This window comes from Methylobacterium nodulans ORS 2060 (assembly GCF_000022085.1).
GTDB classification, from domain to species: Bacteria; Pseudomonadota; Alphaproteobacteria; order Rhizobiales; family Beijerinckiaceae; genus Methylobacterium; species Methylobacterium nodulans.
The window spans coordinates 38,722-58,974 of the sequence record NC_011894.1 but is presented as its reverse complement, the minus strand read 5'-3'; the positions used below and the strand labels follow the sequence as shown (position 1 = coordinate 58,974).

The window sequence follows — 20,253 nt, the reverse complement described above, 5'->3', positions numbered from 1 at the left end:
GCGGCGTAAGGCATCCCGGATGATCCTCGTCATCGACAACTACGATTCCTTCGTCTTCAACGTGGTGCGCTACTTCGAGGAGCTCGGCGCCGCCGTGGAGGTCGTGCGCAACGACGCCCTTGATGTGCGGGCGATCCGGGCGCGGGCGCCCGAGGCGCTGGTGATCTCGCCCGGGCCGTGCACCCCGGCGGAAGCCGGCGTGTCCCTTGAGGCGGTGCGCGCCCTGTCGGGGGAGCTGCCGCTCCTCGGGGTCTGCCTCGGCCACCAATGCATCGGCGCGGCCTTCGGTGGCCGCGTCGAGCGGGCCGGCCGGCCCCTGCACGGGCAGGCCTCGCCCGTGACCCATGACGGGCGCGGGCTCTTCCGCGGCCTGCCCTCGCCGATGCGGGTCGGGCGCTATCACTCCCTCATCGTGGCCCCAGAGCCCGCCATGGAACGGATTCTGAGCGTCGATGCCGTCTCGGCGGAAGGGGAGGTGATGGCGCTCTCCCATCGCCGCCATCCCACCTTCGGCATCCAGTTCCACCCGGAATCGGTGCTGACCGAGAACGGCCACGCAATCTTCGCCAATTTCCTCGCCCTGGCCCGGGCGTGGCGCGAGGCCCCGGCCCATGCCGTGGCTTGATGGGCAGTTGCATGACGGGCCGATCGCGCCCTTCGACCTCACCGATCGCGGCCTCCTCCTCGGCGACGGCGTCTTCGACACCGCGCTCGTCCTGAACGGCCGCGTCGTCTTCGAGGCAGCGCATGTCGGCCGGCTCGTCGGCTCGGCCGCCGCCCTCGGCTTCGCGCTCGAGCCTAAGACCGTCAGGGCGGCCATGCGGGCAATGGCCGAGGGCCAGACGCGAGCGGCCTTGCGCACCACCGCGACCCGGGGCAGCGGCCCAAGGGGCCTGCGCCCGCCGCTTGAGCCCCACCCGCGGCTGCTCGCATCGGCCGCCCCGCTGCACGGCCCCGGCTCCGCCTTCGCGCCGCTCTCGCTCCACCTCACGGGCATCCGCCGCAACGACACCTCGCCGGCCTCCCGCCACAAGACGCTGGGCTATCTCGACGCGGTGCTCGCCGCCGCGGAGGCGGCCCGGGTGGGCTGCGACGAGGCGATGTTCCTCAACACAAGCGGGCAGGTGGCCTGCGCCGGCACCGGCAATCTGTTCGCGGTCTTCGGCGAAGCGCTCGTCACCCCGCCGCTCGCCGACGGGGTGCTGGCCGGCATCGTCCGGGGCTGGATCCTGGCGGAGGCGCCGGGTCTCGGACTGTCGGTGGCGGAACGCTCGATCGGGCCCGCGGATCTCGCCGAGGCCGACGCGCTCCTCGTCACCAATTCCTTGCGCCTGATCGCGCCGGTGCGGGCGCTCGACGCTCGATCCTATCCGGGCGACCACCCGACCGCACGGCGCCTCGCGGATGCGCTGCGTGCGGCCATCGCGGCCGAGACCGGCCGCGATCCCGCCCCGCTCGGGAGAGATCTGGCATAATGTACACCAGAAGGGGGCTTGTCGAACGGCGCTGAATGCGGTGTCTGTCCCTATCAAGTGCGCGCAGGCGCCGGCAGGGAGGCAGAGAATGAGCATCGCGATCGTGGGGGCGGGCGCCATCGGCGGCTATCTGGGCGTTCGGCTCGCCGCGGCGGGCGAGTCGGTGACCTTCATCGCGCGCGGCGCGAACCTGGAGGCCATCCGGCGCACCGGCATGCGCCTCATCGAGGAGGACGGCCGCGAGGTGCATGTGCGCGACCTCAGGGCGACGGCCTCGATGCAGGAGGCCGGCCCGCACGACGTGGTGCTGCTCACCCTCAAGGCGCATCAGGTCGGCCCGATCGCCCAGGACCTCAAACACCTCATCGGCCCCCGGACGGTGGTCGTGACGATGCAGAACGGCATCCCGTGGTGGTACTTCCACAAGCACGGGGGCGAGTATGCGGGCACGCAGCTCGAGACCGCCGATCCGGGCGGCCTGATCGCCGCAGCGATCGACCCCGAGCAGGTCATCGGCAGCGTGGTCTACCCGGCCGCGATCCTCACCGAGCCGGGCGTGGTGAAGGTGGTGGAAGGCTCGCGCTTCGGCCTCGGTGAGCTCTCGGGCGAGATGTCGGAGCGCGTCCAGGCCCTGGCGCAGCTGCTGATCAAGGCCGGGTTCAAGGCGCCGGTGACGAACGACATCCGGGCCGAGATCTGGCTGAAGCTGTGGGGGAACCTGAGCTTCAACCCGATCAGCGCGCTTACCCACGCGACGCTCGTCGACATCTGCCAGTTCCCCGAGACCCGGGCGCTCGCCTCCGAGATGATGCGCGAGGCGGAGACCATCGCCAACACGCTCGGCATCACCTTCCGGCTCGGCATCGAGCGGCGCATCGCGGGCGCCGAGAAGGTCGGCGCGCACAAGACCTCGATGCTGCAGGACGTCGAGGCCGGCCGGCCGATCGAGCTCGAGGCGCTGGTCGGCTCGGTGATCGAGCTCGGGCGCCTGACGAAGACGCCGACGCCGCATATCGATGCGGTCTATGCCTGCATGCGGCTGCTCGCCCGCACGCTGGAGCAGCAGAAGGGCCGGCTCCAGGTCCAGCCGGTCTGACCGGTTTTCCGTTCCACCAGCACATAAGCACGAGGAGAGGCCGGGATGGCCGAGGATGCGGGCCGCACGATCGAGGCCCTGATGCGGGCGGGCGCGGAGGGCGCGACCGCCCTCGACGCGCCCGGAGGCACGCCGCTGAGCTTCGGGGCGCTGCGTGCCCTGATGCGGCGCATCGTACAGGACCTCAATGCCCACGGGGTCGGGCGCGGCGACCGGGTGGCGATCGTGCTCGACAACGGCCCGGCCATGGCGGCGGCCTTCATCGCGATCGCCGCCGGCGCCACCTCGGCACCGCTCAATCCGACCTACCGGGCCGAGGAGTTCGAGTTCTACCTCACCGACCTCAAGGCCCGGGTGCTGGTGACGGCGGAGGGCAGCACCTCGCCCGCCATCGCGGTGGCGGAGAAGCTCGGCGTGCCGGTAGTGCGCCTGCGCGAGACCCCCGAGCACGGGGCCGGCTCCTTCACGCTCCGGTTCCCGGCACCGGCCGCGCCCGCCGCGCAGGGCGGCCCGGCGGAGCCCGGCGACGTGGCGCTGGTGCTCCATACCTCGGGCACGACCTCGCGGCCCAAGATCGTGCCGCTGACGCAGTGCAATGTCTGCGCCTCGGCCCGCAACATCCGGACCGCGCTCGCCTTCGGGCCGCAGGACCGCGGCCTCAACATCATGCCGCTGTTCCACATCCACGGGCTCATCGCCGGCATCCTGGCGCCGCTCTCGGCGGGCGGCTCGGTCGCCTGCACGCCCGGCTTCAACGCGCTCAAGTTCTTCGCCTGGATGGATGAGGTCGGCCCCACCTGGTACACGGCCGTGCCGACCATGCACCAGGCCATCCTCGCCCGGGCCGGGCGCAACCGCGAGATCATCGCGCGCCACCCCCTGCGCTTCCTGCGCTCCTCCTCCTCGTCCATGCCGCCGCAGGTGCTGCGCGAGCTGGAGGCGGTGTTCGATGCGCCCCTGATCGAGGCCTACGGGATGACCGAGGCCGCCCACCAGATGGCCTCGAACCCGCTGCCGCCCCGCGCCCGCAAGGCCGGCTCCGTCGGCCTGGCCGCCGGGCCGGACATCCAGGTGGTGGACGAGGCCGGCAACCCGCTGCCCGCGGGCGAGACCGGCGAGATCGTCATCCGCGGCGACAACGTCATGGCGGGCTACGAGAACAACCCGAAGGCCAATGCGGAGGCCTTCACGCCGCAGGGCTATTTCCGCACCGGCGACCAGGGCGTGATGGATGAGGAGGGCTACCTCGCCATCACCGGGCGCCTGAAGGAGATCATCAACCGGGGCGGCGAAAAAATCTCGCCGCGCGAGGTCGACGAGATCCTGATGGACCATCCGTCGGTGGCGCAGGTCGTCACCTTCGCGGTGCCCCACGACAAGCTCGGCGAGGAGGTCGGCGCCGCGGTGGTCCTGCGCGACGGCCAGCACGTGGACGACAAGGAGTTGCGCGCCTTCGTGGCCGAGCGCGCCGCCGCCTTCAAGGTCCCGAGCCGGATCATGATCCTCGATGAGATCCCCAAGGGCGCGACCGGCAAGCTGCAGCGCATCGGCCTCGCGCGGAAGCTGGGGCTGGCGTAGCGCCGGAACCCCTCTCCCGGGCGGGAGAGGGGTTCGATCGCGCCCGCGAACGCGGTGCCGAACTCCGCCGAGGCGATCTCCTCGACGAGCAGGCGCAGCTGCGCCGCCTTCTCGGCCCCGAACGTTGCCTCGAAGCGCAGCTGTGCCTCCCGCCACAGCCGCGCCGCCGCGCGGAACCGCTCCCGGCCCGTCTCCGTCAGGACCACCCGCCGGCTGCGCCGGTCGCGGGGATCGACCTGAAGCTCGACCAGCCCGTCGCGGGCGAGCGGCTTCAGCGTGTGGCCGAGCGCCGACAGATCCATCACCATCGCCTCGGCGAGCTCGCCCATGGTCGGCGTGCCGAGCTGGCGCAGCTGCGCCAGCAGGCCGAACTGCGTCGCTCTCAACCCCGAGGGCGCGATCGCATCGTCGTAGAGCTGGCCCAGCCGCCGTGTCGCCCGCCGCAGGCCCGCATTGCTGCAGGAGCCGGGCTCCCGCCTCTCCTCGCTCATCGCCGCTCCGCTCTCATGCGCGCCCCGTGCCGGCCGCATGGCTCGCCCTGCATCCGCCGCTTGACGAATACTGGCATATGCCATCAATTTCGTCACGACGCGACGGGGACGATGCCGGATCCATCCGCTCCTCGTCGAGACCCTGTCGCGAGGCTCCCATGGACGACCGCACGCGCCGCCTGCTCCGGGGACCGATCGGCCCGACGCTCCTGCGTCTCGCCGTCCCCAACGTGCTCGTCATGCTGGTCCAGGCCGGCGTCGGCCTGATCGAGACCGCCTTCGTCGCCGGCCTCGGCACGGATGCGCTCGCCGGGATGGCGCTCGTCTTCCCGCTCGTCATGACGGTGCAGATGATCTCGGCCGGGGCCGTCGGCGGCGGCGTCCTCTCGGCGGTGGCGCGGGCCCTCGGTGCCGGCCGGCGCGAGGCGGCGGAGGCAGTGGCCTGGCACGCCGTCGCGATCGGCCTCGCGCTCGGGCTCCTCACCACGGCGCTGGCGCTCGCCTTCGGTCCGGCGCTCTACCGCACGATGGGGGCGGAGGGCGCGACGCTCGCAGCGGCCTGCGCCTATGGCGGCGTGGTCTTCGCCGGTGCGGTCCTGATCTGGCTGTTCAACGCCCTCGCTGCGGTCATCCGGGGCACCGGCAACATGGCGCTTCCGGCCGCCGTCACCTGCACCGGCGCCGCCGTGCTGGTGCCCCTGTCCCCCGCCCTGATCTTCGGTGTCGGTCCGCTGCCGGGGCTCGGTATCGCCGGGGGAGGGGTGGCGGTGCTCGCCTATTACGCGGTCGGCACGGCCGTGCTGGCGCGCTACCTGCGCGCGGGGCGCGGCGTGCTGCGGCTCGGCCGCCCGCCGGCGCTGGCCTGGGCGCCGGCCCGGGAGATCCTGCGCGTCGGGGCGGCCTCGTCGCTGGTCAGCCTGACCACGAACGTCACCATCGCGACCGCGACGGGTCTCGTCGCCCGCTTCGGCTCCTCGGCGGTGGCCGGCTACGGCACCGGGGCACGGCTCGAATACCTGCTGGTGCCCCTCGTCTTCGGTCTCGGGGCGCCGATCTCCGCCATGGTCGGCACCAGCATCGGGGCCGGGGACCGGGCGCGGGCCTTGCGCGTGGCCTGGACCGGGGCCGCCCTCGCGGTCGGCCTGACCGAGACGATCGGGCTCGCGGCGGCTCTGTGGCCGGACCTGTTCCTGCGGGTCTTCGCGACCGATCCGGCCATGCTGGGCACGGGTGCCCGCTACCTGCGCGAGGTCGGCCCCTTCTACGGCTTCGTGGGGCTCGGCCTGTCCCTCTACTTCGCCGCGCAGGGGGCAGGCCGCATCGGCTGGCCGCTCGCGGCCGGCCTCACCCGGCTGACCCTCGCGGTCGGCGGCGGGTGGTTCGCCCTGCGGACGGGGGCGGGCCTCGATGGCATCTTCCTGGCCCAGGCCCTCGGTCTCGTGGCGCTCGGATCGATCAATGCCGGGTCGGTTGCTGCGGGCGTCTGGTTCCGGGCCCGTCCACTTCCGGCCGCCTCCCTCGCGGCCCGCTCGGGAGCATGACGCCATGACACGCCTCTATCTCGAAGACCTCGCCCCCGGGCAGATCTATCGCTCGGGCGAGCTCACCGTGTCGGCGGAGGCGATCAAGCGCTTCGCCGCCGAGTACGACCCGCAGCCCTTCCACCTCGACGAGGCCCGGGCCGAGGCCTCGTTCTTCGGCGGGCTCGCGGCGAGCGGCTGGCACACCGCTGCGCTGACCATGCGCCTCCTCGTCGAGAGCGGGCTGCCGCTCGCCGGCGGCGTCATCGGGGCGGGCATGGACGAGCTGCGCTGGCCGCGCCCCCTGCGCCCCGGCGAGACCATCCGCCTGGAGAGCGAGGTGCTGGAGGTCCGCCCCTCCCGCTCGCGTCCCATGCAGGGGCTCGCGAAGGTCCGCACCACCACGCTCAACCAGCAGGGCGAGCCGGTGCAGGTGCTGGTCGCGAATCTCGTGGTGCTGCGGCGCGAGCCGGGCGAGGGGTGATCGCGCGGGGAGGCCTCCGGTCCGACCGGTCTCCGCCGAGCACGACGATCCGGGGCTCGCGCCGCGGGCTGAGCCCGCGCGGCATCTTCCGGCACCCGCTCGGGCGGGATACGGTCACGTCCCCCGGAGGGCGCGGCCGTGCAGACCTTCGACGTCCTCAACCCTCCCTTCGACCGCCTCACTGCCGCGGAGGCGGACAGCCTGCGCCGCCACGTCGATGTCGGCTATTTCCGGCCCGGGACGGTCATCGTGACGCAGGGCAAGGAGGCGGACCTCCTGCACGTCGTGATCAAGGGGGCGGTGGAGGCACGCAACCAGGGCGCACTCCTGGCGGTGCTGCGGGCCGGCGACACCTTCGATGCCCGCGCGGTGGTGCACGGGGAGGCGGGCGAGAACTTCGTCGCCGCCGAGGAGACGCTGTGCTTCCTGATCCCGCGGGAGGTGATCGTCCGGCTCGTCCACGCCAACAGCGCCTTCGCGGCCTTCTTCTACGCGGAGATCTCCCGCAAGCTCGACGCGCTCGCCTCCTGGCAGCGGCGCGAGAGCATGGATTCGGTGCTGCGCACGCGCATCCGCGACGCGCGCCACGCGCCGGCCGTCTTCCTGTCCGGCGGCTCCACCCTGGAGGAGGCCGCCAGGCGGATGCTCGCGGCGGATGTCGACGCCGTCTTCGTGGAGGATGCCGGCCGCACCGGCCTGCTCACCGGGCACAAGGTGACGCGCGCGGCGGTGATCGAGCACCGGCCGTTCGACACGCCCGTGCGCGACCTCGCGAAATTCGACGTGACCGCCGTCGAGGCCGACCAGTTCCTGCTCGATGCGCTCCTCGTCATGACGCGCCACGGCAACCGGCGGATCGCGGTGCGCCAGGACGGCGCCTATGTGGGCTGGCTGCGCGACATCGACCTTCTCGGCGCCTTCGCGGGCAACGCGCAGCTGGTGCCGAGCCGCATCGACCGGGCGGCCAGCATCGAGGATCTGCGCGAGCCCGCGCGCGACATCCAGGCGCAGGGCCAGCAGCTGCACCGCCAGGGCGTGCGCGTCGACGCGGTGGCGCAGGTGATCTCGGACTTGAACCGGCGGCTCTATGCCAGGCTGTTCGCGCTCCTCGCCCCGGCGGCGATCCGCGAGGCCGGATGCCTGTTCCTGATGGGCTCGGAGGGCCGCGGCGAGCAGACCTACCGCACCGACCAGGACAACGGCCTCATCCTCTCCCGCCCGGTGCCGCAGGCCGAGCTGGCGGACTTCCGCGACGCCTTCTCGGCGGCGCTCGGCGAGCTCGGCTATCCGCCCTGTCCGGGCGAGATCATGGTGCGCAACCCGCTCTGGTCGCAGGAGGCCGACCACTTCGTGAACCAGCTGCGCCTGTGGGCGCAGGCCGGGGATCCGGACGCTGCGATGAATCTCGCGATCTTCGCGGATGCGACCGCCGTCGCGGGCGATCCCGCCCCGCTGCAGCGGGCCAAGACCTTCCTCACCGAAGCGGTGCGGGGCGAGACGCGGCTGCTGGCGCAGATCGCCAACCTGATCAACATCGCGGGCGACGCCGCGAACGGGGGCTTGGTCGACGCGGTCTTCTCCCGGGTCGGCCTGCGGCGCAACGAACTCGACCTCAAGCGGGCGGGCCTGTTCCCGCTCGTGCACGGGGTGCGGGTGCTCGCCATCGAGGCGGGCATCGCCCCGACCGGCACCGTCGAGCGCATCCGCGCCCTCACGCAGGGCGGGATCCTGGAGGAGGGGTTCGGGCGCGACCTCGCGAGCGCGCTGCTCGCCCTGATGGGCCTGCGCTTCGACCGGCAGCTCGCCGCCGCCCAGCGCGGGCAGGGGCTCGGTCCCGTGATCCTCGACTTCGACGCGATGCCGACCCTGGAGCGGGATCTCCTGCGCGACTCGCTGCGCATCGTGCGCCGCCTGCGCGAGGTGATCCACGTCCGTTACGCGCTCGGGCAGTTCTGAGATGTGGCGGGGCCTGATCCGCCGGATCGACCGGGCGCGGCTCACGGATCCGCGCTTCGCCTTCCTGTTCGCGCCGAGCCCTGCGGACGAAGCCGTCGCCCTCGATTGCGAGACGACCGGGCTCGATCCGCGCCGGGACGAGATCGTGGCGGTGGCGGCGATCCGTATCCGGGGCGACCGGATCCTCACGAGCGAGAGCTTCCGGGCCACCGTGCAGAGCCAGCGGCCCTCCTCGCCGGAGGCGATCAAGGTGCACCGCCTGCTCGAGGCCGAGATCCGCCAGGGCATGCCCCATGACGTGATGCTGCCGGAGCTGCTGCGCTTCATCGGCAGCCGGCCCGTCGTCGGCTACTACACCGACTTCGATGTCGGCATGGTCGACAAATATGCGCGGCGCATCCTGCGGATCCGGCTGCCGAACCCGCGCATCGACGTCTCGGCCCTCTATTACGCCTGCAAGTACCGGGACGCTCCGGACTACGTGAAGATCGACCTGAGCTTCGCGCGCATCGCCGCGGATCTCGGGCTGCCGGCGCTGCCCCAGCACGACGCGTTCAACGACGCGCTGATGACCGCGATGATGTATGTGCAGCTGCGCGACATGCTGGAGCGCCGGGCCTCGATCCCGCGCACGGGCACGGAACCCGTCGAGAGCGCCGCCTTCGGCGCCTGACCCGCGCGGCATTCGTGTTGAAAAGCGCGGCAGAACTTCGCATATCGCCGCCGTCAATCGTGGGACAAGGGAGCCAATCTGACGTGAGCGAGACTCTGGAACGGCATGCCTTCGGGGCCGAGGTCGGGCGCCTCCTGGATCTCGTCGTCCACGCGCTCTATTCCGAGCGCGAGATCTTTCTGCGGGAACTCGTCGCCAATGCGGCCGACGCGGTCGATCGGCGCCGCTTCGGGGCGCTCACCGACCCCGCCCTCGCTCTGCCGGCCGAGGCCAAGGTTCGCATCCGGCCCGACAAGGCCGCGCGCACCCTGACCATCTCGGATCCGGGCATCGGCATGGGCAAGGAGGATCTGGCGCAGAACCTCGGCACCATCGCGCGCTCGGGCACCCGCGCCTTCAGCCAGTCGCTCGCCGAGGCCAAGCCCGACGAGCGGCCGAGCCTCATCGGCCAGTTCGGCGTCGGCTTCTACTCGGCCTTCATGGTGGCCGACCGGGTCGAGGTGACCTCGCGGCGCGCCGGATCCGACGAGGCCTGGACCTGGGCCTCGGACGGGGAGGGGGAGTACACGCTCTCGCCCGCGACCCGGGAGGAGCCCGGCACCGACGTCGTGCTTCACATGAAGGCCGATGCCGACGAGTATCTGGAGCCCCTGCGCATCGAGACCATCGTGCGCAAATGGGCCGACCACATCACCGTGCCGATCACGCTCCTGCGCGACGGCGAGGAGGTTTCCGGCAACGAGGGCACCGCGCTCTGGCGCAAGCCCAAGGCGGAGATCACCGAGGAGACCTACACGGCCTTCTACCGCCACCTCACCCACAACTTCGACACGCCGTGGGCGACGCTGCACTGGCGGGCGGAGGGCGCCCTGGACTTCTCGGCGCTGCTCTTCATCCCGAGCATGAAGCCCTTCCTCGCCGTCGAGGAGGAGCGCGAGAGCAAGGTGCGGCTGCATGTGCGCCGCATGTTCATCACCGACGAGGCCGGGCTGCTGCCCTCCTGGCTGCGCTTCGTGCAGGGCGTCGTCGACACCGAGGATCTGCCGCTCAACGTCTCGCGCGAGATGCTGCAGGCGACGCCGGTGCTCGCCCGCATCCGCCGCGCGGTGACGGCCAAGGTCCTCTCGGAGCTGAAGTCCCGCGCCAAGGATGCGGATGGCTATGCCAGCTTCTGGCAGGCTTTCGGGCCGGTGCTGAAGGAGGGCATCTGGGAGGATGCCGAGCAGCGCGACGACATCGCGGGCCTCATCCGCTTCCGCTCCTCGGCCGTGGAGGGCTGGACCTCCTTCGCCGACTACGTCTCGCGGATGAAGCCGAACCAGGAGGCGATCTACATCCTGGTCGGCGACGACACCAAGGCGCTGGCCTCCTCCGCCCAGATCGAGGGGTTTCGAGCCCGCGGCATCGAGGTGCTGCTCCTCTCCGACCACGTGGACGCCTTCTGGCCCGAGCGCCTCGACAAGTTCGACGGCAAGCCGATCCGCAGCATCACGCAGAGCGCGGACGATCTCTCGGCCTTCGCGCCGGAGGGTGAGTCGGAGGGCGAGGCGGCGGACCTCGCCGACCTCGTGCCGAAGCTCAAGGAGATCCTGAAGGACGACGTGACCGACGTGCGCGCGAGCCAGCGCCTCGTCGAGAGCGCCGTCCTGCTCTCCGCCTCCTCGGGCGGGCCGGATCTCCAGATGCAGCGCCTTCTGCGCCGGGCCGGCCGCGGCTTCGGGGCGGGCCTGCCGGTGCTGGAGCTCAATCCGCGCCACGCGCTGGTCCGCCGCCTCGCCGAGCGGGCGAAGACCGGCGAGGACATCGCGGAGGCGGCGCAGACGCTCCTCGACCTCGCCCATGTTCAGGGCGGGGATGCGCCCCGCGACCCGGTCGCCTTCGCGCGCCGCGTGGCCACGGCGCTCGCCGCGCAAGGATAGGCTGGGCGAGGCGCAGGATCCTCGGGAGCCCCTCTCCCATCCGGGAGAGGGGCTCCCTGCGCTTCCCGCGCTCTTCTCCTCGATGCAGCACAACCCCCGAGCCATGCTCCGGCGCGATGCAAGCCCGCGCCAGCACGCCTTCCCCCGCCGGCGAAATCGTCTAAGTGCCTCCCGATTGTGCAGCGACGCAGCAGGGAGGGCAGCTGTTGCAGACGATCCGGGAGAGCCGGCCGCGGGACGGCCGCGAGAACGAGGCCGGCCGGGAGGCCGCGCGGCTGCGCCGCCCGCTCTGGATCGCCCTCGGCCTCATGCTGATCGCCTTCAACCTGCGGCCGGCCCTCTCCAGCGTCGGACCGCTGCTGGCCCGCATCCGCGAGGATACCGGCATGAGCGGCGCGCTCGCGGGAGCGCTCATCACCCTGCCGGTGCTCTGCCTCGGGGTGTTCGGGCGGCTCGGGCCGCCGGTGACGCGCCGCCTCGGGCCCGATGCCGGCGTGCTCGCCTTCCTCATCGTCATCGCCGCCGGATTGGTGCTGCGCGGATTCGGCGGCCTGCCGGCCCTGTTCGCCGGATCCGTCCTGGCGGCGGGCGGCATCGGCGTCGTCGGCGTGATCCTGCCCGGCATCGTCAAGCGCGACTTTCCCGAGCGGCCGGGCCTGATGATGGGCCTCTATACGGCGGTGCTGTGCCTGGGCGCCGCGGCGGGGGCGGGGCTCACCGTTCCGGCGGGCCGCCTGCTCGAATCCGGCTGGCAGGGCCCGATGATGATCTGGGCCCTGCCGGTGCTCCTTGCCGCCCTCGCGTGGCTGCCCTTCGTGCGAGCGGCGCCCGCATCGCCGGGCCTCGGGCCGCGCCGGTTCGCGGCGCTCTGGCGCGACCGGCTGGCTTGGCAGGTCACGGGCTTCATGGGCCTGCAATCCTCGCTCGCCTACATCGTGTTCGGCTGGCTGCCGGCCGCCCTGACGGACCGGGGCTTCGACCCGCTCGCGGCGGGCCTCGTCGCCTCGCTCTCGGCCATGGCCCAGACGGTGCTGGCGCTCCTCGTGCCAACGCTGGCCGGCCGGAGCCGGGACCAGCGCCCGTGGGTGCTGCTCGTCGTCGGGCTCGCGGTCGGGGGATTCTGCGGCCTGCTGGTGGGGCCGATCGGCCTCGTCTGGCCCTTCGCCCTGATGCTCGGCCTCGGGCTCGGCGGCTGCTTCGGCCTTGCCCTCACTCTGATCGTGCTGCGCTCGCCCGACGCGCAGACGGCCGGCGATCTCTCGGCCATGGCGCAGGGCGTCGGCTATACCCTCGCGGCGCTCGGACCGCTCCTGATCGGGCTCGCGCACGATGCGAGCGACGGCTGGGGCATCCCGGCGGCGCTCTATGGCGGCCTCGGCCTCGCCGCAGCCACGCTCGGGCTCCTCGCTGCCCGCAACCGTCACGTCCTGGCGCGATAGGTCCGGCAGGCGAGGAATCCGGCCCCGCTCGGGGTGTCACACGAAATCCGCTTGCTGGCCTCGCTATGCGGATGTTGGATGAGACCGCGTCAGCCCCCGCGACGATGTCCGTCTGACGCGTCCAGCGATGATCGATGATCGTCTCGCCCGGCCTGCTGTCGCCCGCTCTCCCCCTGTCCCGGGTCGCATTCCGCTGACGCTGCAGTCGTCCGGGAAAGTGGGAGGGGGCGGAGACCCTGTGATCCGGTCTGCGAACGATCCGTTCGGAGAACGGTGTCAGCCGCGCCGCAGCGCCTCCAGCACCTTGGCGCCGGGACGGCCGGTCTGGGGCCAGCCGAGCTGGCGCTCGATGTCCTTGATGGCGTCGCGCGTCTTGGCGCCCACGCGCCCGTCCGGCTCGCCCACGTCGTAGCCGCGGGACGCCAGCGCGCTCTGGAGCGCCCGGCGCTCGGCACGGGAAAGGGGCGGATCGTCGGTCGGCCATGCGGTCTGGATACCCGACCGCCCGCGCAGGCGGTCGGAGAGGATCGCGATGGCGAGGCCGTAGGACTCCGCCGCGTTGTAGGAATAGATCGCGTCGAAGTTCCTCGTCACCAGGAAGGCCGGCCCGTCGATGCCCGCGGGCGCGATGATGCCGGCCTGCCCCTCGCCGGTGAGCTGCCGCCCATCGATCCTCGTGACGCCGAGGCTCGCCCAGTGGCTGACCGGGCGCTTGGACTTCCGCCCGGCCGCCGCGAGATTGAAGCCGCGCGGCAGGCGCACCTCGTAGCCCCAGGGCAGCCCGTTCTGCCACTTGGCAACCCGCAGGAAGTTCGCCGTCGAGCCGACCGCATCCGCCACCGAATCGACCACGTCCCGCCGCCCGTCGCCGTCGAGGTCGACGGCGAGGCGCTGGTAGGTCGAGGGCATGAACTGCGTCTGCCCGAAGGCCCCGGCCCAGGAGCCGGTCAGCCGGCTCGCCTCGATGTCGCCCCGGTCGATGATCTTGAGCGTCGCCATCAGCTCGCCCTTGAAGAACCCGGCGCGCCGGTTGGAGCTGCAGGCGAGGGTCGCGAGGGACTGCACCAGCGGCATCTTGCCGAGGTTCTTGCCGAAGTTCGACTCCACCCCCCAGACCGCCGCGATCGTGTAGCGGTCGACGTTGAAGCGCGCCTCCGCCTGGGCGAGCGCCGAGGCGTATTGGCGCATCGCCGCGCGCCCGTCCTCGACCCGCTCCTCGTCGACGAGGGCCGCGATGTAGTCCCAGATCGGCGTCTTGAACTCGGGCTGGGCCTGCGAGAGTTCGATCACCTTGTCGTCGTAGACGATGCCTGCCGTTGCCGACTGGAAGGTCGACGGCGAGATCCCGTGCGCCGCCGCCTCCCGGCCGAGACCGGCGAGGCAGGAGCGGAAATCCGCCTGCGCCGCGCCCGGCAGCGCGAGGCCGCCGAGGCACAGCAGGGTGGCGACCGTGGTGCGCGCGCGACGCGTCATCGGGGGAGAACTCCGTGTGCCCCTGAGCCAAGCACCCGAATAGGGCAGGACGAGGGTTAACGAAGTCCTGCCGGTCTCGGTCGGAAATGCCGGCGTCAGGCCCAGGGCCGCTCGGCGAGCTTCGCCTCGTAGGCCTCGATCGCCGGGGCCCGCTCCAGGGTCAGGCCGATCTCGTCGAGCCCGTTGAGCAGGTTGTGCTTGCGGGCCGGATCGATCTCGAAATGCAGCACGCCGCCATCCGGCCCGCGGATCTCCTGGCGCTCCAGGTCGACGGTCAGCGTCGCGTTGGCGCCCCGCTCGGCGTCGTCGAACAGCTTCTCCAGATCCTCCGGCGATACCGTGATCAGCAGGATGCCGTTCTTGGCGCTGTTGTTGAAGAAGATGTCGGCGAAGCTCGTCGAGATGATGCAGCGTATGCCGAAATCCGCGAGCGCCCAGGGGGCATGCTCGCGCGACGAGCCGCAGCCGAAATTATCCCCCGCCACCAGGATCTTGGCGTTGCGGTAAGCGGGCTGGTTGAGAACGAAGTCCGGATTCTCCGACCCGTCGTCCCGGTAGCGCATCTCCGAGAAGAGGCCCTTGCCGAGTCCCGTGCGCTCGATGGTCTTGAGGTACTGCTTGGGGATGATGCGATCGGTATCGACGTTGACGATCCGCAGCGGTGCCGCGACGCCTTCGAGAACGGTGAACTTTTCCATGGCAAGAGCTTTGGCAAGAGCTTTCCGCGCCCCGGCCCGGGGGCGACCCGTCCGGACCTTCTAGCAAGCCGGCCGGGCGGCGCAAACCCCGACGCGGATGCGGGTGAGGGACCGGAAGCGGTCGCCGCCCTTCTGCGCGGGGAGCCCCATCGGCTCCCGCCTCATATGAAGGGTGCGGGCCGCCGCCCGCCGCGGGCCCAATCCCGGCCAGCGGGAGACGTCGGCAATAGCAGATGCTGCATGGTTGCAGTAATTTATGCAACCCTGAATTTTCTTGATTGTCATTAACATAATTAATAGTTGCAATCTGCAAGTCAACATTCAATTGAGGTTGTGCCGCCGAATCGATTTTGCTCAAGTTGTCCCAGAACCATAGGGGATCGGACCGCCATGGCGGAGGTGCGGGAAGATCGTCTCGCGGCGACGATTGATCTGTTCTACGAAGCTGCGATGCAGCCGGAGCGATGGCCCTCGGCCCTCGAAGCCTACGGCGAGGCCCTGGGGGCCGACGGGGCGCTGATGCTGACCGGCCCCGAGGCGCCGCTGTCGCCGACCATCTCGGAAGGCGTGGCGGAGATCGTGGCCATCGGCTTGCGGGACGGCTGGCTGGCCGACAATCCCCGCATCGCACGCGGCATCCCGGCGCTGATCAACGATCCGCAGGGAGTCGTCACCGAATCCCACCTCTTCACGCCGCAGGAGCTCGATGAGATCCCGTTCAACGCGGAGTATGTCGCCCGCTACGGCTTCCGCTGGTTCGCCGGCGCCTATCTCGTGCCGGACGGCAACCGCAGCGTCATCCTCTCGGCTGAGCGGAGGCGCGAGCGGGAGATGTACTCACATCGCGAGATCGAGCAGATCGAGCGCGCCGTGCCGCATCTCCAGCGCGCCGGTCAGATCGCGGTGCGGCTCGCCGAGGCGCGGGCGCATGCGACGCTCGACGCGTTCGAGATGATGCACTGTGGCGCCTTTCTCCTCGACAGCAGCGGCGCCGTGCTGCGCATGAACCCGCAGGCCGAGCGGCATCTCGGCGGCGGCCTCGCGGTGGTCAAGGGCGCGCTGCTCGCGCAGCACCGCGCGGCGAATGCGGATCTCGGGCGCCTCATCGCCAGCGCCATTCATCCCGGCAAGCCGCACGAGGCACCGCCGCTCGGGGCCCTGGCGGTGCCGCGGCCGGAGGGGCCGCCTCTCGTGCTCCATGCCGCCCCGCTCGCCCGGACCACGAACGACATCTTCCAGCGCGCCCGCGCCATCATCGTGGTCACGGATTCCGCCGCCGGGCAGAAGCCCGGCGAGGCGCTCCTGCGGCAGGCCTACGGCCTGACGGCCGCCGAGGCGCGGCTCGCCAACGATCTGGCGGATGGGGCCGATCTCGCGCGGGTCGCGGCCGGCCTCGGGATCACCGTGGCGACGGCGCGCACGCAGCTCAAGGCGGTCTTCGCCAAGACCGGCACGCACCGCCAGCCGGAACTCGTCGCCCTGCTGACGCGGATGCGGCCATAGGCGGCGCCCAACGAGTTCAAGCCTCGCAGGAGACCGAGGGCGGCGGCCGCAGGAACGCCCGCCGCCCCGCCGGTCAGCGCGAGCCGGATAGTTCCAGCACGTCGTCGAAGGTGCGCAGACCCGCCTTCGGCGAGTTCACCAGCACCGCCATGTTGCCGGGGGCGTGCTGGTTCTTCCACATCTTGGTATGGGCCACCGGGATCTTGTCCCAGGGGAAGAGCTCGCTCATGCAGGGATCGACCCGCTGGTCGAGCACGAACTGGTTCGCCGCGGCCGCCTGCTTGAGATGGGCGAAGTGCGAGCCCTGGATCCGCTTCTGGCGCATCCAGACGTAGCGGGCATCGAAGGTGATGTTGAAGCCGGTCGTGCCGGCGCAGAACACCACCATGCCGCCGCGCTTCACCACCAGCGTCGAGACCGGGAAGGTCGCCTCGCCCGGATGCTCGAAGACGATGTCGACGTCGTTGCCCTTGCCGGTGATGTCCCAGATCGCCTTGCCGAACTTGCGGGCCTCCTTCAGCCACTCATTGTATTCGGGCGAGTTGACCTTCGGGAGCTGGCCCCAGCAGTTGAACTCCTTGCGGTTGATGACGCCCTTGGCGCCGAGGCTCATGACGTAGTCGCGCTTCGACTCGTCGGAGATCACCGCGATGGCGTTGGCGCCGGAGGCCGCGCAGAGCTGCACGCCGAACACGCCGAGGCCGCCGGAGGCGCCCCAGACCAGCACGTTCTGGCCCGGTCTCACCGTGTGGGGCGCATGGCCGAACAGCATCCGGTAGGCGGTGGCCAGGGTGAGGGTGTAGCAGGCGGATTCCTCCCAGGTCAGGTGCTTGGGCCGCTTCATCAGCTGGCGCGACTGCACCCGGCAGAACTGGCCGAAGGAGCCGTCCGGGGTCTCGTAGCCCCAGATCCGCTGCGACGGCGAGAACATCGGGTCGCCGCCATTGCACTCCTCGTCGTCCCCATCGTCCTGGTTGCAGTGGACGATGACCTCGTCGCCGACCTTCCAGCGCTTCACCTTGGCGCCGACCGCCCAGACGATCCCCGAGGCGTCCGAGCCCGCGACGTGGAACGGCGCCTTGTGCACGTCGAAGGGCGAGATCGGCTCGCCGAGGCCCGCCCAGACTCCGTTGTAGTTCACGCCGGCCGCCATCACGAGGACCAGCACCTCGTCGTCGCCGATCGACCAGGTCGGCACGACCTCGATCTGCATCGACTGCTCCGGCGGCCCGTGGCGCTCCCGGCGGATGGCCCAGGCATACATCTTGGCCGGCACGTGGCCGAGCGGCGGGATCTCGCCGATCTCGTAGAGATCCTTCAACTGACCCGCACCCCCGGCGATCGGCTGCACCGCAGCGCCCGCACCCATTGCGGCTCCTCCATCGCGATATTGCACTGCATCGATCCTAGCGGCGATCAGGACCGGGTCAAATAGACCAAAAGCAGGGCGATCGGGCGATGAAAATGCGGGCAAAGTTCCGCTTGCCGCCGCGTCATGCGGGCTTCGCCCCGGCAGGCGCCGGGGGCGGGCACCGGATCTTGGCCCCACCCGCCGATGCTCTTGGCGGGGCGGTGTTTTCCAGGGCGCGCCGGCCCGGATGATGCTTGCCCGGATGATGCTTAGGTCAAGGGTGACGCGTTCGGGAGGCTTGTCTACGATGCCGCCCCCGCGAGGGCTGAGGAACACGAGGGACGAGGGCGCCATGGGCGATCAGGCGATGGGAACGGCGCAGCGCGACAAGCCGTGGATCATCCGCACCTATGCGGGGCATTCCACCGCTGCGGAATCGAACGCCCTCTACCGGCGCAACCTCGCCAAGGGGCAGACCGGCCTGTCGGTGGCCTTCGACCTGCCGACCCAGACCGGCTACGACCCGGACCACGAGCTCGCCCGCGGCGAGGTCGGCAAGGTGGGCGTCTCGATCGCGCATCTCGGCGACATGCGGACCCTGTTCAAGGACATCCCGCTCGCGCAGATGAACACCTCGATGACGATCAACGCGACGGCGCCCTGGCTCCTGTCGCTCTACCTCGCCGTCGCCGAGGAGCAGGGCGCCCCGATCTCGGTCCTGCAGGGCACGACGCAGAACGACATCATCAAGGAGTACCTGTCGCGCGGCACCTACGTGTTCCCGCCCGCGCCGAGCCTTCGGCTCACCAAGGACGTGATCCTGTTCACGACCAAGCAGGTGCCGAAGTGGAACCCGATGAACGTCTGCTCCTACCACCTGCAGGAGGCGGGGGCGACGCCGGTCCAGGAACTGTCCTACGCGCTCGCCATCGCCATCGCGGTGCTCGACACCGTGCGGGCCGACCCCGATTTCGACGAGGCCAGCTTCTCGGAGGTGGTCGGGCGCATCTCCTTCTTCGTCAATGCGGGCCTCAGGTTCATCACCGAGATCTGCAAGATGCGGGCCTTCTGCGATCTCTGGGACGAGATCACCCGCGACCGCTACGGTATCACGGACCCGAAGAAGCGCATCTTCCGCTACGGCGTGCAGGTGAACTCCCTCGGCCTCACCGAGCAGCAGCCTGAGAACAACGTCCACCGCATCCTCATCGAGATGCTGGCGGTGACGCTCTCGAAGCGCGCCCGCGCCCGCGCCGTGCAGCTTCCGGCCTGGAACGAGGCGCTCGGCCTGCCGCGCCCCTGGGACCAGCAATGGTCGATGCGCATGCAGCAGATCCTCGCCTACGAGACCGACCTCCTGGAATTCGACGACATCTTCGACGGCTCGAAGGTGATCGACGCCAAGGTCGAGGCGCTCAAGGCCGAGACGCGCTCGGAGCTGGAGCGGATCGGCGCGCTCGGCGGCGCGGTGGCGGCGGTCGAGACCGGCGCCCTCAAGCGCGCCCTCGTCGAGTCGAATGCCCGCCGCATTGCGGCGATCGAGCGCGGCGAGCAGGTCGTCGTCGGCGTCAACCGCTTCGAGACCGGCGAGCCCTCACCGCTGACCGCGGGGGACGGGGCGATCTTCACCGTCTCCGAAACCGTCGAGATGGAGGCCCAGCAGCGCATCCGCGCCTGGCGCGCCGAGCGCGATGCCAAGGCCGTGGCCAGGGCCCTCGACGACCTCGAGGCGGCAGCCCGCTCGGGCGCCAATATCATGCCGGTCTCGATCGCCTGCGCGAAGGCGGGCGTGACGACGGGCGAATGGGGAGAGCGCCTGCGCGAGGTGTTCGGCGAGTACCGGGCCCCCACCGGCGTGACTCCCGAGACCACCACCTCGGGGGCGGCCGAGGAGGCCCGCCTCCTCATCGCCGATCTCGGCGAGCGCCTCGGCGAGACGCCGAAGCTCGTGGTCGGCAAGCCCGGCCTCGACGGTCATTCGAACGGCGCCGAGCAGATTGCGCTCCGCGCCCGGGACGTCGGCTTCGACGTGACCTATGACGGCATCCGGCAGACCCCGGACGAGATCGTCGCCAAGGCGCGCGAGCGCGGCGCCCATGTGATCGGCCTGTCGATTCTGTCCGGCTCCCACGTGCCGCTGGTGCGCGAGGTGAAGGCGCGGCTGCGCCGCGAGGGGCTCGACCACGTGCCGGTCGTGGTCGGCGGCATTATCTCGCCGGAGGACGAGCTCGTCCTCAAGAACATGGGCGTGGCGGCGGTCTACACGCCGAAGGACTATGCCATGGACACGATCATGGTGGGCCTCGCCAAGGTGGTGGAGAAGGCGCTCGCCCGGCGCGAGGCCGATTCGGCGCTGCCGAACCGCGAACAGGTGTTTTGATACGGTTGCTGGTTGATCCGTTCGGAGACAAGAGGGCGCGGGACCCGCGGGATCCCCTCTCCCGTGCGGGAGAGGGGTAGGGGTGAGGGTCCCGGACCCTTTAGAATAAAACCAAGACGGCGGTGCTGGCAGCGGCCCGGTTCAGTCTTCTTGCCGAACCACCTGGGCCCTCACCCCTGCCCCTCTCCCGTGCGGGAGAGGGGATCCCCGCGCAGGC

Annotated in this window: 15 protein-coding genes and 1 pseudogene; 12 read left to right on the top strand and 4 right to left on the bottom strand. The window is 70.9% G+C overall.

The annotated features are described in order from the left end of the window. Nucleotides 1–19: 19 nt before the first annotated feature. The 4 genes from MNOD_RS00255 (at nucleotide 20) to MNOD_RS00240 (ending at nucleotide 4,149) form a co-directional block, all read left to right on the top strand. A complete protein-coding gene (locus tag MNOD_RS00255; protein WP_012634342.1) occupies nucleotides 20–625 on the top strand; it encodes an anthranilate synthase component II in 606 nt (201 codons plus the stop codon). Next, complete coding sequence (locus MNOD_RS00250; protein WP_012634341.1) at nucleotides 612–1,475, top strand: aminotransferase class IV; 864 nt, start codon at nucleotides 612–614, stop codon at nucleotides 1,473–1,475. Before MNOD_RS00255 ends, MNOD_RS00250 begins: the two co-directional genes overlap by 14 nt. Before the next feature lie 88 nt (nucleotides 1,476–1,563). Continuing rightward, nucleotides 1,564–2,571, top strand: a complete 1,008-nt coding sequence (locus MNOD_RS00245; RefSeq protein ID WP_012634340.1) for a 2-dehydropantoate 2-reductase — start codon at nucleotides 1,564–1,566, stop codon at nucleotides 2,569–2,571. Between the two features lie 45 nt (nucleotides 2,572–2,616). Continuing rightward, on the top strand, nucleotides 2,617–4,149 hold the full coding sequence (locus tag MNOD_RS00240; protein ID WP_012634339.1) for an acyl--CoA ligase: 1,533 nt from the start codon (nucleotides 2,617–2,619) through the stop codon (nucleotides 4,147–4,149). A gap of 272 nt (nucleotides 4,150–4,421) precedes the next feature. Here the strand turns inward: MNOD_RS00240 and MNOD_RS50250 are convergent. Continuing rightward, a pseudogene (locus MNOD_RS50250) lies at nucleotides 4,422–4,640 on the bottom strand (MarR family winged helix-turn-helix transcriptional regulator); the annotation flags it as partial. 158 nt (nucleotides 4,641–4,798) lie between these two features. On the opposite strand from MNOD_RS50250, the gene MNOD_RS00235 reads away from it, so the two are divergent. The 6 genes from MNOD_RS00235 (at nucleotide 4,799) to MNOD_RS00210 (ending at nucleotide 12,631) form a co-directional block, all read left to right on the top strand. Then, nucleotides 4,799–6,181, top strand: a complete 1,383-nt coding sequence (locus MNOD_RS00235; RefSeq protein WP_012634338.1) for an MATE family efflux transporter — start codon at nucleotides 4,799–4,801, stop codon at nucleotides 6,179–6,181. Between the two features lie 4 nt (nucleotides 6,182–6,185). Further along, nucleotides 6,186–6,644, top strand: a complete 459-nt coding sequence (locus MNOD_RS00230; protein ID WP_012634337.1) for a MaoC family dehydratase — start codon at nucleotides 6,186–6,188, stop codon at nucleotides 6,642–6,644. Between the two features lie 138 nt (nucleotides 6,645–6,782). Beyond that, nucleotides 6,783–8,600 (top strand): DUF294 nucleotidyltransferase-like domain-containing protein, encoded by a 1,818-nt coding sequence (locus MNOD_RS00225; RefSeq protein ID WP_012634336.1) that lies wholly within the window; start codon nucleotides 6,783–6,785, stop codon nucleotides 8,598–8,600. Between the two features lies 1 nt (nucleotide 8,601). Then, the gene (locus MNOD_RS00220; protein ID WP_012634335.1) at nucleotides 8,602–9,273 is read left to right on the top strand and encodes a 3'-5' exonuclease; all 672 of its coding nucleotides are present in this window, start codon (nucleotides 8,602–8,604) and stop codon (nucleotides 9,271–9,273) included. 83 nt (nucleotides 9,274–9,356) lie between these two features. Further along, nucleotides 9,357–11,192 (top strand): molecular chaperone HtpG, encoded by a 1,836-nt coding sequence (htpG, locus tag MNOD_RS00215; protein ID WP_012634334.1) that lies wholly within the window; start codon nucleotides 9,357–9,359, stop codon nucleotides 11,190–11,192. A 206-nt stretch (nucleotides 11,193–11,398) separates the two neighbouring features. Continuing rightward, on the top strand, nucleotides 11,399–12,631 hold the full coding sequence (locus MNOD_RS00210; protein ID WP_012634333.1) for a CynX/NimT family MFS transporter: 1,233 nt from the start codon (nucleotides 11,399–11,401) through the stop codon (nucleotides 12,629–12,631). Between the two features lie 276 nt (nucleotides 12,632–12,907). Here MNOD_RS00210 and MNOD_RS00205 read toward each other — a convergent pair whose 3' ends face one another. Both MNOD_RS00205 and leuD read right to left on the bottom strand, forming a co-directional pair. After that, the gene (locus MNOD_RS00205) at nucleotides 12,908–14,104 is read right to left on the bottom strand and encodes a lytic murein transglycosylase (RefSeq protein ID WP_012634332.1); all 1,197 of its coding nucleotides are present in this window, start codon (nucleotides 14,102–14,104) and stop codon (nucleotides 12,908–12,910) included. Nucleotides 14,105–14,199: 95 nt separating this feature from the next. Next, nucleotides 14,200–14,802, bottom strand: a complete 603-nt coding sequence (gene leuD, locus MNOD_RS00200) for a 3-isopropylmalate dehydratase small subunit (RefSeq protein ID WP_012634331.1) — start codon at nucleotides 14,800–14,802, stop codon at nucleotides 14,200–14,202. 390 nt (nucleotides 14,803–15,192) lie between these two features. Here leuD and MNOD_RS00195 point away from each other — a divergent pair, with 390 nt between their 5' ends. After that, complete coding sequence (locus tag MNOD_RS00195) at nucleotides 15,193–16,305, top strand: helix-turn-helix transcriptional regulator (protein WP_012634330.1); 1,113 nt, start codon at nucleotides 15,193–15,195, stop codon at nucleotides 16,303–16,305. Between the two features lie 73 nt (nucleotides 16,306–16,378). Here the strand turns inward: MNOD_RS00195 and ccrA are convergent, their stop codons facing one another. Beyond that, nucleotides 16,379–17,674 carry a crotonyl-CoA carboxylase/reductase gene (gene ccrA / locus MNOD_RS00190; protein ID WP_012634329.1) on the bottom strand — a complete coding sequence of 432 codons (1,296 nt, stop codon included), beginning with the start codon at nucleotides 17,672–17,674 and terminating at the stop codon, nucleotides 16,379–16,381. Between the two features lie 334 nt (nucleotides 17,675–18,008). Between ccrA and MNOD_RS00185 the strand changes: the two genes are divergently transcribed. Continuing rightward, nucleotides 18,009–20,036, top strand: a complete 2,028-nt coding sequence (locus MNOD_RS00185; protein WP_043747741.1) for a protein meaA — start codon at nucleotides 18,009–18,011, stop codon at nucleotides 20,034–20,036. The last annotated feature ends 217 nt before the right edge of the window (nucleotides 20,037–20,253 follow it).